The sequence below is a fragment of the uncultured Maricaulis sp. genome (assembly GCF_963975345.1).
Lineage (GTDB): Bacteria > Pseudomonadota > Alphaproteobacteria > Caulobacterales > Maricaulaceae > Maricaulis.
Map to the genome: position 1 here is coordinate 41,285 of NZ_CAXBGE010000012.1, position 15,383 is coordinate 56,667.

Genomic DNA, 15,383 nt, shown 5'->3' on the forward strand with positions numbered 1-15,383 from the left:
CACATTCACTCACGATCACAGTGATATATTCGTGATGAACTTCGAAACTCGATCAATGTTGAGCCCTTGCCCCTGTTCGATACCCTCGCCCGCAACCGGAAGTTCCGGCTTCCGCCCTTCGGTGCCTATCTGGCGCTGGTGGCCTGCTGGTTCTTCAGTTTCGGGCTGCAGACGACCCTGTTTCCCGGCGTCATCACCTTCACCCTTGGCGAAAGCCCCGAGCGGCTCGGCATCGCCCAAGCGGCGCTGACCGCGCCGATGATGTTGCTGCTGCCGCTGGCCGGTGTGTTGGCCGAGCGCCGCGACCGGCGCGGCATCCTGTTCTATTTCTACATTTTCGCTGGCCTGAGCGCGCTGGCCCTCGCCGGCCTGCTGTTCACGGACCGGCTCTCCTATTGGACGATGGTCGGCTTTGCGCTGCTGATCGGCGTCGCCGGTGGCTTCGTGATGCCGGCCCGCGACAGCGCCATCAACCCGATCGTCCGCATCGCCGCCAGGACGCGTCATGGCGGGATCGATCTGCAACGCGCTATCGTATTGACCTCGACGGTGCAATTCGCCTCCCAGATCGCCGGCATGGGGGTCGGCTATTTCGCGGCCTGGACGGGACCGGCAGCCCTGTTCGCGCTACAAGGGGCCGGCTTGATCCTGGGCGGGCTGGCGGCGGCCTTCATCCCGCGCCTGGCCTCAAATCGTGGCCGCTCCACCGCCCACCCGATGGCCGATCTGGTCGATGGCTGGCGCGCCGTGATCCATTCACCGGTCCTGATGCCGATGACGGCGATCATGGTCGCGATCGGCTTTCTCGTCGTCGGCGGCGGCTTTCTGGTGCTCATTCCCCTGTTGATCCGCGAGACCTATGGCGGCGGCTTCCAGGAGATCGCCAGCTTGATGGTGTGTTTCTGGCTCGGCGCGCTGGCGGCCAATCTCGCTTTGGCGAATCTGCGCCAGATCGAGCGGCCGGGCCGCGCCGTCATCCTGGCGCAATGCGTCACCGTTGCGGCCTTGGGCGCATTCGCACTGCCGATGCCGCTCTGGGCGCTCTATGTGCTGGTGTTTTTCTGGGGCCTCGGAGCCGGTGTCGCGATCTCGCTGAGCCGGTCTGTCGTGCAGGAACAGGCGCCGCCCGCCAAGCTGGCGCGGGTGATGTCGGTCTATCAGCTCGGCCTGTTTGGCGGCATGCCGGCCGGCGCCGTCATCATGGGTTTCCTGATCGGCGCCACCGGCCCACACATCGCCGCCCTGATCCCGATGGCCGGGCTTGCAGTTGTGCTGGTGTTGATCTGCCTCACAACGCCTATATGGTCCATCAAGCGCGGCCAACCGGTCGCCCCCATCACCGCATCCGAGGAGAGCGCTCATGCCAAGGCTGACCGATAGCGAAATTGCGCGCCTGCGCGCCGCCCTCGACCCCGCTACCGAGGCGATTGCATTCGCCGAAGGCACCGAGCCGCCCTTCTCTCACCCGCTCAATAACGAGAAACGCGCCGGAAGCTTTCACTGCGCCGTCTGCGGCGAGCGCGCTTTTGCCTCGGCGCATAAATACGAGTCCGGGTCGGGCTGGCCCTCCTTCTGGCAGCCCGCCGAACCGGACGCGATCTCGACCAGCACGGATTACAAACTGCGCTATCCGCGCGTTGAGATTCACTGCGCCAATTGCGGCGCCCACATGGGTCATGTCTTCACTGACGGACCGCCGCCGACCGGTCAGCGCTATTGCACCAATGGCGGCGTGCTCGACTTTCACGCCGATGCCGGGCAGGACTGACACTTAACAGCAGTCTAATGGCTAGCCAGGGGGCAATTATGAAGCGACTAACAGCCAACCAACGGGTGATTAAAATGGGTGCCGGGCTTGCCGCCCTGTTCGCCGCCGCCTGCAGCCCGGAGAGCAATATGACGACTGAGACCACATCTGCCGCAACCCACTCTGCCCTGATCGATCGCGCGCGCACGATCGAAGCGCCGATGGCCGAGCAACGCCCCGTAGAGATTGAACAACTCGGCTTCACCCGGATCGATGAATACCAGTGGATCAAGGATGAGAACTGGCAGCAGGTCATGCGTGAGCCGGAAGTGCTCGACCCCGATGTCCGCGCCCTGCTCGATGCCGAAAACGCCTATCTAGACAACGTGATGGAACCAACTGCCGGCTTGCAGGAACGGATTTTCCAGGAGATCCGCGGCCGCATCAAGGAAGACGACAGCTCGGTGCCCGAGCGCGATGGCGATTTCGAATATTTCAGCCGCTATCGCGAAGGCGGCCAATACCCGATCTATGCCCGCCGCCCGGTTGACCCGACCACGGGTGAAGCCATTGGCGAAGAAGAGATTTTGATCGATGGTGATGCCGAAGCGGCCGATTTCGACTATCTCGATTTCGGTGAAGTCGAGCACAGCCCCGACCATCGCTATCTCGCCTATGCCGTCGATATCCGAGGCTCGGAATATTACGAAGTCCGCATCAAGGACATCGCCACAGGCGCAATTATCTCAACCCTGACTGACGAATCCACCGGCGATTTCGTCTGGACCAATGACAGCGAAACCCTCTACTGGATCTGGCGCGACGATAATGGCCGCTCGGTCCGCGTCTATCGCCAGCCCCGCGACGGTGGCACCAGCGAACTGGTCTATGAAGAGCCCGATGCCGGCTTCTTCCTGTCGATCGGCCTGTCGGATGGCGAGAATTATGTCGTCATCAATGCCGGCGGCCACACCTCCAACGAGATGCGCCTGATCGACGCCAATGATCCAACGGCCGAGCCGGTGCTGATCGCGCCGCGCGAAGACAATGTCGAATATTATCTGACAGAAGCCCCGGACCGCTTCTATTTCCGCACCAATCTCGACGGTGCCGTCGACTTCAAGATCATGTCGGCTCCGCTCGATAATCCCGGCCGCGAAAACTGGGTCGATGTCATCCCGAGCCGTCCCGGCGTGCTCGTGCTCGACCTGGTCGGTTTCCGCGATTGGCAAGTGCGGATGGAGCGTGAAAATGCCCTGCCACGCATCGTCGTACGCGAATACGCCACCGGTGCCGAACATCAGATCGACTTCGCCGAAGACGCCTATTCGCTCGGCGTTTCAGCCGGTTACGAATACGCCGTAAACATGATCCGCTTCTCCTATGAGAGCCCCTCAACGCCTGAGGAGACATACGACTACGACATGCGCACCCGTGAACGCGTGCTGCGTAAGCGCCAGGAAGTGCCATCCGGGCATGATCCAGCCGATTATGTCGTGCGCCGGATTATGGCACCGGCCGCTGACGGGGCCCAGATCCCGGTCACCATACTTTATCGTGCTGGCACACCATTGGACGGTTCAGCCCCGCTGATGCTGTATGGCTATGGTTCCTACGGCATCACCATCCCGGCCGCCTTCCGAGTCACACCGCTCTCGCTGGTGGATCGCGGCATGGTCTACGCCATCGCCCATATTCGCGGCGGCATGGCCGGGGGCTATCAATGGTATCTCGACGGAAAGCTGGAGAATAAGGAGAACACTTTCTCCGATTTCGTCGCCGCCGGTGAGGCCCTCGCCCGCGAAGGCTATACCTCCCGCGGTCATATCGTCGCCTATGGCGGCTCGGCTGGCGGCCTGCTGGTCGGCGCTGCGATTAATCTCCAGCCTGACCTGTTTGCCGGTGCTATCGCGGCTGTGCCCTTTGTCGACGTCGTCAACACCATGTCAGACGCCGAATTGCCGCTCACCCCACCGGAATGGCCCGAATGGGGCAATCCGATCGAGAGCGCTGAAGACTATCAAACGATGATCGCCTACAGCCCCTACGATCAGGTCGGCGAACATGCCTATCCGCACGTGCTGGCCACGGGTGGCCTGACCGATCCACGCGTCACCTATTGGGAGCCGACCAAATGGGTCGCACGCCTGCGTGACCGCCGCACCGATGACGGTCTAACACTGCTCAGAATGAATATGGGCGCCGGCCATGGCGGCGCTTCAGGCCGGTTTGACAGCCTGCGTGAGACTGCCATGAACTGGGCCTTCGCGCTGATGACGGTCGGCCTCGCCGATGCCGAGGTCGACGCAATCGCGGCCGAGCCAGCTGCCGCTGCGGAATAAAATAGGCCCGCTGCGAGCAAGCTCGCAGCGGGCCGGTTCCGGCCGGACGGGGCCATCCGCAGCGACCGGAAAGCGGTCATTCGTCGAGGCGAAAGACCAACTGGGTCGTCGCACCGCGAAACATCACGGGCTCACCATCTTCGACCTGCGGGCTATAGCGCCAGCGCGACACCGCATTCACCGACGCACTCTCGAACAGCGAGCTGGAGCAATTCAGCGACCGCACATTGGTGGTCGTTCCCTGCGGCGTGATGTCGAACAGCATGGTGCACTGGCCTTCCAGCATCCGCTCGGCTGCGCGTATCGGATAGCTCGGCTGAACCCGCACGACCGGCACCGGGTTACGCTCGGTGATCACGATGCTACCCGCACCGCTGATTTCGGCACGACCGATAGCCGGCAAGACAAGGGTGGAGATTGAAGTCCCCGGGTCAAGCGAGCTGGTTGCCGTGTCAATCACCGGCCGGATCGGTGGCGGCGCGACGGGGTCAACGAGGATCATGTCCGGTGTGCGGTCTGGCGGGGTATCGATCGGTTCGAATTTGATGACGACATCGGGCCTATCGACCTCGGCCGCCGGATGTACCGGTCCGATATCGATCAGTTGCCGCATCATCAGGAACAGGGCAACCGTGATGACGGCCGCGACGGGCAGGATCAGCGAAATTCTTAGAGACTGAAAAGTGGCTGTCATCCGACAAACCTCCCCTTGGACAGTGTCTGCACGGCCCCGCCAGCGTCTGTCTCTCGACCCGCCGCTGCCCCGGGGCGTTAGCCGCACGCCGGGGTGGCGAGTGTGACGCAGAGCTACAACACAGCCCCGCGCCACAGCGATAATCTGCTCTGAAGAGGCGGCGAAAGCGCGGCGGAACAAGGAGGGATTGTGGCCATTGCGGGGTAATTCTTCGGACACCCCCTCCGTTCAGGCCCGCTCAGACCTGTTCGAATTGCTTCGGGAAGAGGTCGGTGGTGCCGGCACGTCCTGCCCAAGAAAAACGCCCCGGCCAGAAGCCGGGGCGTTTGTCATTTCACGATAGCCACACCCGCAAAGCGGGAAGGGCAAAGCCGTTTAACCGGCCTCGTCAGGCGTTTCCGCGGGCGCTGCGGTCGGCGTGGCCGCAGCAACGCGGGCGATCGGATCGCCATACTGATTGTAGAGGTCGCTACACCGCTGCGGGACATTGACGACGATCCGTCCGGTCTCATCGACGGTGCCGAGCAGCACTGCCGTTTCCTTCAGATCCTCGACCCCAAACCGGCACTCGTCCTGACGAACGCGCTCGCGGATGCGGGTACGGTCGCCTTCAGAGCGGATCAAACCATTGATATATGTGGTATAACCATTCGCCGTTGAACGCGAATACGGATAGCGGGCCGCCTCACGGAAAGCTGCCAGGGCAGATTGCCGACGATCAAGCTCGAGGCGCACCGTACCAAGTAATGCCCAAGCCGTCCCAGGACGATCGATTCCGCCCCGATTGAGCGCGTCCTCGAACGCCGTTTCGGATTCAGAAAGTTGACGGTCCTGATAGAGCGCTTCGGCAAGCTTGAGATAGTCATCACCTGCACCAGAGAGTTGGGCCACCTGCCGTAGAACCGGAATGGCACGCTCCCATTCGCGGGCCTGACGCCACATATTGGCAAGCAGGTTGAGATTGCGTTGCGTGCGCTCGACGGTTCCCGAATTTATCTCCCGCTCAAGAATCAGAGCGCCGCGATAGGGGTATTCGAAATAGCTGTAATACTGAGCCAGCGCTTCGATTTCACGCCCTAATGTGAGCATGCCGTTGATATACATGATCTTGTTGGCTTCGAACGCATCTTCTTCCCGACCAACCTGAGCCAAGAGCGAAGCGTAGGACTGCCAGTTGCTTTTCTCGGTCGGCCAACGCTGCACCATCTCTTCGACGATGCTCATTTGCTGGGGAACCATTTCCAGCTGCTGGTAATAGAACAGCATCAGGCTGTAATCGCCGCGCTGGCGATCAGCCGCAGGGATCAGCGCCCAGAAGCGATTGGCCCAGGTCAGCCCCTCACGATAGCGCTCCGCTTGGCCATAGGCCTGTGCCAGCATGCGCGCCAGCGGCGCATTGATGATCTCGGTACCGCCATCGGCAACGGCACGCTCCATCGACGCGATCCCGCGGGTGTAATCTTCAATCGTGATGTAGAGCTGGCCGATATTAATGCGATAGCTGACCACTTCGCTGGGAAGCATCGCACCGGTATCAATTGCGGCTGTCCAGTCCTGGATCGCCTGAGTCACCCTATCGGTCTCATAATAGGCCCGGCCGCGCAATTGCAGGGATACGGCGCGCTCATAAGGATTGATACTTGTTGTCGCCAGCGCCCGATTCAGCGTGGTGATCGAGTCGTTGTACAATTCGCTTTCCTGCTGCGCAAAGGCCTCTTGGACGATCTCACCGATCGCCGCAGAAAATACCCGGTCCGCCGCATTCTGTTCGGATTGCTCGTCAGAACGGCGCTCGCGCCTTTGGGCATCCGCTGTCGCGAAAGCACCACCGGTCAGCGACACGGCAATCGCGAGCATGGCCAGCTTGCGGGTTACCCCAGTCAGATCGAAACCGCTAAAACGGATCATCGATGGCTCCTTCATACCCGTCCCGCTCCCCTGGACAGGCTTTCACAAACTTCAAGGGTGGCGCCTTTATGGCGAGCACCCGACCCCGCAGTCACCGCTGAATGAACGTGGTGGGCCACGCGCATTCAGCGGTGTTTTCTATTCTGACAGCCGGAAGTCGAAGCGTGTCTCCACGCCGCGGCGTGCTACCGGCACACCATTCTCGACCTTCGGGTTATAGCGCCATCTTTCAACCGCGCGTTGGGCCGCCCGTTCGAACAGAGAACTGTCGCACCGGGTGATCTGGATATTCGTTGGCGTTCCGTCCGGTGAGACGTCGAAGCGCGCATAGCACGTTCCTTCGATACCCCGTTCAGCCGCCCGCATTGGGTATTGCGGCTCAATCCGGACCAGTGGCTGCGCATCACGGTCAGAGACCGAGAAGCTGACGCTGTCACTGTTCAATTGCGGTGCCGCAAAATCAGGAATGGCACCCATAACCGTCGCCAAACCTTCAGTAGGCTGTTCGGCCCGCTGACGGTCGATTTGTGGCGGCGGTGGTGGTGGTTCAACCTGCTGCACATCTTCGATCGTGGTATCCCGGCGACGCGCCGCGATGTCCTGAACTTCATCATTGATGCTGAACGACAGATCGTCCTCGGCGGCCTTGGGCGGCTCGCCTTCAGTAAAGATCAGGCGTGTCATCAGAAGGAAGAGCGCGACCGTCACAATGGCGGCAATCGGAATTCCGCCGATGAGGCGAATTATGCTTCCCATAATCTGTCCTCCCTAGTTCTGTAACGTCGAAATTTTGACGTCGACACCCATTTCCGTGAGCAGATCCTGGACGTCGAGAATAACACCGATATCGGCGGCCTCATCACCCTGGATCATCGCCCGGCCTTTGGGGTTCTCTTGCAAAAGCTGCTCGATAACGCCCCGCAATTCAGCCATCTCATAGACCCGGCGATTAACCCAGATCTCGTTATTGGCGGTCACTGCGACGAGCATGGACGGATTCTCATCCTGCTCGGTCACGGCATCTGGACGGACCACCGTAATACCCGGCTCCTTGATGAAGACGGAGGTCACGATGAAAAAGATCAGCAGAATGAAAACGACATCCAACATGGGCGTCATGTTCAGTTCGACTTCTTCTTCTCCGGTACTTACGCGGCTAACACGGCGCGCCATATTGAACCTCCCCGGACCTAACCGTTATCGTGGTTGCGCTGGAGCGAGACCGGAATGCCATTGGCACCCATCTCATCCCAGATCTGAACAATGACGCCATGGTCGGCTTGATCTTCAACATCGACCAATACCGCGCTGCCCGGATCTTCCGAACGGAAACGGTTCACGGCCGCCAATACCCGGTCCACATCGGTCCGGACCTGGTTGACGAAGATATTATTATCTCCGTCCACCTGGACCAGGATCGGCGGGGATGCCGGCTGGTTGTCCTGTGGCGGTGTATCCGCCGGTGGCCGCATGTCGATCCCCTCTTCCGAGAGGAAGGTCGCAGTCACGATGAAGAAGATCAGCAGGATAAAGACGATATCCAGCATCGGGGTCATATTGACCTCGGCCTGGTCGTCCGTGTGCTTGGCTCGACGTCTCATGACTGAACCCCTTCACCAATTTCGAGCTTGTCAGCCAGGCGCGCAACGCGGCGCTTGGCCAGAATCTCGATCTGGGTCGCGAAAATCAGTCCGGACAGGGATGCCACCATCCCTGCCATGGTCGGGATCGTGGCCCGGGACACGCCGGCCGACATGGCCTGTGCGTCCGAAGACCCTGAAATCGCCATGACGTCGAACACTGAGACCATGCCGGTCACTGTACCCAACAATCCAAAGAGCGGGGCGACCGCGACGAGGGTTTTCACCAACTCGACATTTTGATCGCAACGCTGCTTAACCTCCGAGATGAGCTGGTCGCGGATCGCATGGGCATACCAAGACTGTCGGTCTGTCCGTGCTGACCACTCCCGCATCGCCGCACCTTCTTGTCCGCCAAAGGCGAAGTAGAAGTAGGCGAAGCGCTCGAGGATGAAAGCCCACATTACAAAGGTCGTTATCATAATAACAACCAGAACGGGGCCTCCGCGCTCGAGGAACTCCTGAAGGCCGATGCTTACGGCCTGGAAATCCATAACGCTTCCTCCAATCAGCCCTGAGCGCGCTCTTCAGCGTGCCGCGCAACCATGCCAGCAGCCTGTTCTTCAAGCACTTGCTGCACACCGCGAGCGAAGCTCTGTGCGAAGCTGTGAATAAACAACAGCGGAATGGCGGCAATAAGGCCCAGCACCGTCGTCATGAGCGCTTCGGAAATACCGCCGGCCATGATTTTCGGATCGCCTGTACCGAACAGCGTGATTTGGGTGAAGGTCTTGATCATCCCGGTCACGGTACCCAGCAGACCCAGCAGCGGTGCAATACCAGCCGCCAGTTTCAGGAAGTTGAGGCCGAATTCGAGCTTCGGCGATTCCTGGAGAATCGCTTCGTCGAGCTTCAATTCCATTGTCTCGACGTCTTTGTCCTTGGCGGCTTCATAAGCCATCATGACACGACCGAGCGGGTTGGATTTGGAGGCTTTCGACTTGCGCTTCTGGCCATTGACGGCTGCCTGCGTGCTCAACAGTGAGAACATGCGGAACAGACCGAAGGAAGCCGAGATTGCCAACAGGCCAATGATCACCAAGCCGACCATGCCGGACTGATTGATACGCTCTTTCAGATCCGGAACGTCCTTGTAGATGTCCAGCAGCGCGCCGCGGGACGGATCAACAACGCCCATGACAATCTGATCCGGATCGGCATTGAACAGGGTCGAGGCAGCAGCAATCAGATTGCTTGGCGGCTGGGTTGGCAGATCCGACAGGGTCCACTGGGCAGTGGTGTCGTTTTCCTTCCAACGCGCGAAACGCTGATTATTATTGAAGCTGGTGAAGGCAATGAACGGCCCAACGCGAGTCACGGGGACCGGCTGACCATTGCCAATACCGGTGACGAGCGAGTTGAACGTCACGACATTTTGCTGACCGATCATTTCGTCGATCGCCCGGCGCCAGATGAAGTCCAGCTCCGCACGGGTCGGAAGCGTCCGGCTGGTCGCCAGGGCTTCGAGCGCATCGGCGCGGCCCGGGAATTGGGCAGACACCAGAGATGCATTGATGATGGCAGCAAATTCGCCGGCCGACTGACGGGCAGCACCGAACAGCTCACCAAACGCACCTTGGCGCTGGCGAAGTGTTTCGGCGAGCGTGTCGATCAAGCCCTGATTGGTTTCGAACTGGGCCGAAAGCGTCGCCGCTTGCCGTTCCAGTGCGGCCATCTCGCCGCGAGCCTGGGTCAACAGCGCTTGCTGCTGATTGGTGCTGCTTTGGAATTCACGCAGGCGAGCCTGGTTTTCCTGGCTGGCTTCGCGAGCGTCGTTACGCACACGAGTCAGAAGTTCGCTGATTGATCCAGCCGGTTGCGTTTGTGCAAAGCCCCCGGCAGTGAGCGCCACGCCCATCGAAACGGCGGCGGCGAATATCTTGAAAGTGGTCTTCATCGCTTAACTCTCCGTTCCAATCCGTTACTGCGCGACCGCCGGCCCCGGAAGAGGCGCGAGGAAGACAGACGGGGTGGTGACTTCTTGGGCGATCCGGATTGCGCGGGTCACATTGGTTTCATAGCTGCCCGGCAGCGCAACCCAATCAGACGAATGGATATGACGCATCGTCATGCGGCCATCAGGATATTTGCGGATCATGGCGATCCGGCCAATCTGGAGCACGGTGACGTTGACCGGGATGCCATCCTCGAGAACTTCTTCGTCATAAGAGTTCAACGAGCGACCGTAAGAGGCCTCGATGTCGTAAGCGTTCAGGATGACGCGATAACGTTCAGCCGGAGACACTTCCGGATCGTCGATCAGCTCATAAAGACGCTCGATACGACGCAGCCGGCCATTTTCGCCGTCGAGGCGGAATGGAAGGTCAAGATTTACGAATTGCTCCAGGTTCTGGACCATTTCACGCATCATCGGCGACAGGTCGCGCTGGATGTTTTCGACGCGATCGATCTGCGTTTGCAGAGATCCCTTCTCGGCCTCTTGCGACCGGATGAAAACCTGCTGCTGTTCAACGAACAGCCGCTGAGATTCAATTTGGTCGAGCAAGGCACGATATTCGAGTTCGATATCCGTGCGTTGATCGTCCAGTTGGTCGATGCGCGATTGTGTTTGCGCACCTTCGGTCGTCCCCTGACGTGCTGTCTGCAGCACGGGCGCGAGTTGCGCAGTGGCAACCCCCCCGACGGCGCTCGCCGCAACCGCCGCCATGAGCGACGCGCGAACCAATTTCTTCAAGTCCACCATTTCTCGCCTCACAATGGTAATCGCAGGTCGCCAACACGGCTCCCCGCCCACATTAATTCGATGCTAAACCGACAAAAAGCCTGCCGGATTGGCCCCCTACCCTAAACTCTAACGGCGCGCTGGCCGCAATCGGACGAACCGATTTAGCGTTCAATTCTGCACGGATGGTTACCGCAGCTGTTTGTTACAGCCCACCCAGATATTGCGGTGGTGGCCCCACCGTCTATTCGACGCATCCGCGCGCCATGAAGTCCGTTCGACGCTAACACTAGCCACACGTTACGATCAATACATCAATGTGGCTTGAATGCGGCCAATCCAGTGCTTAATGCAGCATTTTTCGCGTGAAACGCTTAAATAATTTATGCCATTCGCCTGCTGAAGGCAGTAACGCATCGTCGGAGCAGAAGATTGACCCGCCTCGCGCAAACGCGTGGTCACGAAAAATTTACGGCAATAAGCTGGCAAGATGCCTGCGGGAATCCGCGAGCCACACACGCAAAGACCGGATCGCCGCACTGGTCGATGCTCATGCGTCCCCTGAGGGCGTGATTCGCTGCTTGCTTTGAAAGTTTGAAAAGGTTGGCTGGGGCGCCAGGATTCGAACCTGGGAATGCCGATACCAAAAACCGGTGCCTTACCACTTGGCGACGCCCCAACCGGGTCCGCCATCTGCGACGGAGCCGGCTAGATACCGAGTCGGGCGAGCGGATGCAACGGCGCAATGCGGTGACTGCGCGGCGCATTTGCAGCACGTCCCGCACCATTGCCATCATTCTCCCAATTTGCAGGTCGGGCTCACAGGCCCGCGACATACCGCCACGTTGAGCTGATGCCCTGATTGGAAGGTAGGGCGGGAGGTTGGATTGGGCTGAATTTCCCGCGTTGCACGGCCTGCGTGAGTTGGATATAAGCCGCGCCTCGGTTCGGAGTATAGCTCAGCCTGGTAGAGCACCGTCTTCGGGAGGCGGGGGTCGCAAGTTCAAATCTTGCTACTCCGACCATCTTCCCCGCCCCTGCCAACATGCCTCCTGCGACAGCTGTGCATCGCATTCAACGACCCGGGGACGTGCGCGCTGCCAATCCCTCACCCCTGTCCCGTCGCGGCACTCTATCAAGGGTCTGGACAGGACCGCTTCTTGCACGGATTGTCCGGTCAACCGCATACCCGGTTTGGAAGGACCCTCGATGAAACAGTTCTGGATTACATTTTTTGGTTCGATATTCGGCGTCGTCGTCGGCTCGGTCCTGGCCGTCATACTCGCCGCCTTCCTGATCGTCGGGATGCTGGCCTCGGCTGTTTCAGGGTCAACATCCCCGACCACCCTGCCCGGTAGCAGCACGGTGCTGGAACTGGACCTGCGCGCCGAGCGCCTCGATTCGCCGTCCCGCTCCCCCTTCGCCTTCAGCGAACCGCTCTCTGTGGTCGAGATTGTGCAGACCCTTGAACAGGCGGAATTCGATCCAGCTGTCCACGGCCTTTTCATTCGGGCCAATGAATTTGGCCTCTCGCCCGGCATGGCCGAGGAGATTCGCGATGCGATCGCCGATTTCCGCGCCTCCGGAAAATTCGTCATTACCCACGCTCAGGGATTCGAGGGCACATCGGTCACTGCCTATTTGGCGGTCGCGGGATCGGATGAGATCTGGCTGCAGGACACCGCCAGCTTCACACCCGCCGGCCTCGCGTCGGAAGTGCTCTTCCTCGGTGGCATGTTCGAACAGTTCAACGCCGAACCGCAATTCGAACAATTCTTCGAATTCAAGAATGCCGCCAATGTCTACACGCAGACCGGCTTCACCGACGCCCACCGCGAGGCGACGCTCTCCTACATGAATTCGATCTTCGATACGGCAATTGCCGATATTGCCAATGATCGCGACATCACGCCGGAAGCCTTGCGCAGCACGTTCGAAACAGCACCACATTCCGCCGAAGATGCCCTGGAACGCGGCCTGATCGACCATCTCGGCCATGTCATCGATGCGCGCGAGGCGGCACTGGCCCGCTCCGGCAGCGGATCGCAATTGCTTGCGATTGAAGCCTATCACTCGCTGCTCAACCCATCGAGCCGGGGACCGGCCATCGCCCTGATCGAAGGTCAGGGCGCGATCGTCACCGGCACCGCCAGCGCCAGTCCATTGGGCGGCGGTGGCGGCATCGGTAGCGACGCCATGTCCGAGGCCATTCTCGACGCAGCCAACGACACCTCGATCCGCGCGATCCTCATCCGGGTCGATTCGCCCGGAGGCTCGGCGATTGCTTCAGACCAGGTCTGGAATGCAATCGGGCGGGCCCGCGAGGCCGGCAAGCCGGTCATCATCTCGATGGCCTCGGTTGCCGCCTCGGGTGGATACTATCTGGCGGCACCAGCCGATTATATCCTCGCGCACGCCACGACCCTGACCGGTTCGATCGGGGTTCTTGGCGGCAAGGTCGCGCTGGAAGGCACGTTCGAGATGGCCGGCCTGCATTCGGAATCGGTCCATGTCGGCGGCGATTACGCCACCGCCTTCTCCGGCCAGCAAAGCTGGACCGAAGCCCAAAGGGCGGCTTTCCGCGCCCAAATGGCCGATACCTATGACGACTTCACCCGCCGCGTCGCCGACGGCCGCGATCTGCCGCTCGAACGCGTGCTTGAAATCGCCCGTGGCCGGGTCTGGACCGGGGCGCAAGCGCTCGATCTGGGCCTGGTCGACGAGATTGGCGGTTTCCGCGATGCCGTCGATGCGACCAAACATCTGGCCGGCCTGGCGCCGGAGGACGATGTCCGCTTGGTCCGCTTCCCGCGTCAACAGACTCCGATCGAGGCTTTCTCGGCCCTGTTCGGCATGTCGGCCGAGACCGCCGAGACGGCAATCCGGGTGAATGCCGTGCTCGACCTGCCGGAGGTTCGGGCTGCGCTCGAAGCCCGCTCGCAAATCGGCTCGGGTCAGATTCAATTGCGCAGCACGGCACCACAGCCGGATTGATCGCTTTTATCGACTGACCAGAATCAGGGGCCCGGAGCACATGCTGCGGGCCCCTTTTCATATTCGGCAAGCGCCCTCAGGCCGTCACCAGGCCGATGATCAGCAGCACGAACATGCCGATCGCGAGAATGAAGCCGTAGACCATGTCCATGAAGATCGTGCGCAATAGCGACGAGAATCGGCCGTGCCGGTAAACCACGCGATGGATCCGGTAGAGATAATAATTTGACCACAACATAAAGCCGATCACGGCCGGGCCCGTCCCGACGACTGCGCCCAGCGCGAAAATAATGATGAAGCCGAAAAACAGTACCGAGTGAAAGTGAAGTGACACAACGAGGTGGTCGTAAAAGAAATAGCCCCGCTTGTAGAAATGCGTGATGGCCAGCAAGAGGGCGTAGATCGGCAGCAGACCGAACATCAGGCGCGGCGCCCAGACCTGCATCGCGGCCAGCACCGAGGCTCCACCATCGTCAATGATGCGGTCCGCCTGGTCGGCCAAACGTCCGCGCAATTCGAGCGGGATTTCATCGACACCGCTGACCGCCAACGCGTTTGGCACGTCCGAGGCCGAATCTCCCGCAGCCTCGCGCGCCGCCTCCGGTGCCTGTTCCTGTACCTGTTCCGGCAAGAGCGCCCCGCGAATCGCCCGTTTGAGCTCCTCGGCGTCCGGAACGCCATCATCCGGCGGTGCTTGCGTCGTCCCGGCTGCATCAATCACAGGGACAAGCGCTTCGACACCGCGGTTCACCTGGTCGGTTATCGCGGCGCGTTGATCCGATGACAGGCCGCCTTGCGCCAATTGCGCATCCAGCTCCCCGTTCTGGAGCTGCTCTGTTACGGCGCCTGCTGCGTCGCGCGCGCCCATCGTCAGCAGCGGGGTCTCGGGATTGTCCTGAAAACTGTTGATCGCGAAAACCAGCAGGAAGAAAAGAACGCTGGCGCTCAGATACAGCCGGAAGGGTGTGACGTAGCGCGCGCGCGCGCCGGACAGATATCGCCGTGTCAGCTTGCCGGGTTGGAACAAGAGCGGCGGCAGGGTTCGCCACAACCGCCCTTCAAGTCCAAACAAGCCATCAAGGATATCGAGCAGCAAATCGCCAATCGGCCGATGGAAGCTCTCGGCGACTTGGCCGCAACTATGACAAACGGGGCCAATCAGCTTGCTGCCGCAATTGCTGCAAAGGCCCGCAGGATAGGCCGGCTCGAAAGCCGATGGCCGCCGACGCTTCTTGCGCTTCGACGCGTTGATCGCATCGCCGATCTCGTCACCGGCCGCCCCGCCGATGATCGCGTCTGTAATGCTGTCGCTACCTGCCATGAGCGGACCCCCGACCTTGCTCGATTGGTTTCAAGCTAAGTCGGGAGGCCCGCA

13 protein-coding genes and 2 tRNA genes are annotated in these 15,383 nt (G+C 60.5%); 5 read left to right on the forward strand and 10 right to left on the reverse strand.

Annotated elements, in window-relative coordinates; all coding sequences use genetic code 11:
- The first annotated feature begins 66 nt into the window (after positions 1-66).
- Genes AAC029_RS13075 through AAC029_RS13085 form a run of 3 tightly spaced genes read left to right on the forward strand, consistent with a single transcriptional unit; the run spans position 67 to position 4,089 of the window.
- Positions 67-1,380, forward strand: coding sequence for an MFS transporter (locus AAC029_RS13075; RefSeq protein WP_339748501.1), 1,314 nt, complete (start codon positions 67-69; stop codon positions 1,378-1,380).
- Positions 1,361-1,768, forward strand: coding sequence for a peptide-methionine (R)-S-oxide reductase MsrB (gene msrB / locus AAC029_RS13080; RefSeq protein ID WP_339748503.1), 408 nt, complete (start codon positions 1,361-1,363; stop codon positions 1,766-1,768). The genes AAC029_RS13075 and msrB overlap by 20 nt, the downstream gene beginning before the upstream one ends.
- 38 nt (positions 1,769-1,806) lie before the next feature.
- Positions 1,807-4,089: a S9 family peptidase gene (locus tag AAC029_RS13085; RefSeq protein WP_339748505.1), complete on the forward strand. Its 2,283-nt coding sequence runs from the start codon at positions 1,807-1,809 to the stop codon at positions 4,087-4,089.
- A 76-nt stretch (positions 4,090-4,165) separates the two neighbouring features.
- Here AAC029_RS13085 and AAC029_RS13090 read toward each other — a convergent pair whose 3' ends face one another.
- From AAC029_RS13090 to AAC029_RS13130, 9 genes are all read right to left on the reverse strand, one after another.
- The gene (locus AAC029_RS13090) at positions 4,166-4,783 is read right to left on the reverse strand and encodes an energy transducer TonB (RefSeq protein WP_339748507.1); all 618 of its coding nucleotides are present in this window, start codon (positions 4,781-4,783) and stop codon (positions 4,166-4,168) included.
- Positions 4,784-5,158: 375 nt separating this feature from the next.
- Positions 5,159-6,691 carry a tetratricopeptide repeat protein gene (locus AAC029_RS13095; RefSeq protein WP_339748509.1) on the reverse strand — a complete coding sequence of 511 codons (1,533 nt, stop codon included), beginning with the start codon at positions 6,689-6,691 and terminating at the stop codon, positions 5,159-5,161.
- A 138-nt stretch (positions 6,692-6,829) separates the two neighbouring features.
- A complete protein-coding gene (locus tag AAC029_RS13100; RefSeq protein ID WP_339748512.1) occupies positions 6,830-7,447 on the reverse strand; it encodes an energy transducer TonB in 618 nt (205 codons plus the stop codon).
- 12 nt (positions 7,448-7,459) lie between these two features.
- Positions 7,460-7,864 carry a biopolymer transporter ExbD gene (locus AAC029_RS13105; protein ID WP_339748514.1) on the reverse strand — a complete coding sequence of 135 codons (405 nt, stop codon included), beginning with the start codon at positions 7,862-7,864 and terminating at the stop codon, positions 7,460-7,462.
- 17 nt (positions 7,865-7,881) lie between these two features.
- On the reverse strand, positions 7,882-8,292 hold the full coding sequence (locus tag AAC029_RS13110) for a biopolymer transporter ExbD (protein WP_339748517.1): 411 nt from the start codon (positions 8,290-8,292) through the stop codon (positions 7,882-7,884).
- Positions 8,289-8,825: a MotA/TolQ/ExbB proton channel family protein gene (locus AAC029_RS13115; protein ID WP_339748520.1), complete on the reverse strand. Its 537-nt coding sequence runs from the start codon at positions 8,823-8,825 to the stop codon at positions 8,289-8,291. The genes AAC029_RS13110 and AAC029_RS13115 overlap by 4 nt, the downstream gene beginning before the upstream one ends.
- A gap of 14 nt (positions 8,826-8,839) precedes the next feature.
- Positions 8,840-10,228 carry a MotA/TolQ/ExbB proton channel family protein gene (locus AAC029_RS13120; protein WP_339748522.1) on the reverse strand — a complete coding sequence of 463 codons (1,389 nt, stop codon included), beginning with the start codon at positions 10,226-10,228 and terminating at the stop codon, positions 8,840-8,842.
- Positions 10,229-10,252: 24 nt separating this feature from the next.
- Positions 10,253-11,035: a DUF3450 domain-containing protein gene (locus tag AAC029_RS13125; RefSeq protein ID WP_339748525.1), complete on the reverse strand. Its 783-nt coding sequence runs from the start codon at positions 11,033-11,035 to the stop codon at positions 10,253-10,255.
- 583 nt (positions 11,036-11,618) lie between these two features.
- A tRNA-Gln gene (locus AAC029_RS13130) sits at positions 11,619-11,693 on the reverse strand.
- Between the two features lie 269 nt (positions 11,694-11,962).
- Between AAC029_RS13130 and AAC029_RS13135 the strand changes: the two genes are divergently transcribed.
- Positions 11,963-12,039, forward strand: a tRNA-Pro gene (locus AAC029_RS13135).
- A 184-nt stretch (positions 12,040-12,223) separates the two neighbouring features.
- Positions 12,224-14,008: a signal peptide peptidase SppA gene (sppA, locus tag AAC029_RS13140; RefSeq protein WP_339748527.1), complete on the forward strand. Its 1,785-nt coding sequence runs from the start codon at positions 12,224-12,226 to the stop codon at positions 14,006-14,008.
- A gap of 76 nt (positions 14,009-14,084) precedes the next feature.
- Here the strand turns inward: sppA and AAC029_RS13145 are convergent, their stop codons facing one another.
- Positions 14,085-15,329 (reverse strand): DUF3667 domain-containing protein, encoded by a 1,245-nt coding sequence (locus AAC029_RS13145; RefSeq protein ID WP_339748530.1) that lies wholly within the window; start codon positions 15,327-15,329, stop codon positions 14,085-14,087.
- Between the last annotated feature and the right edge of the window lie 54 nt (positions 15,330-15,383).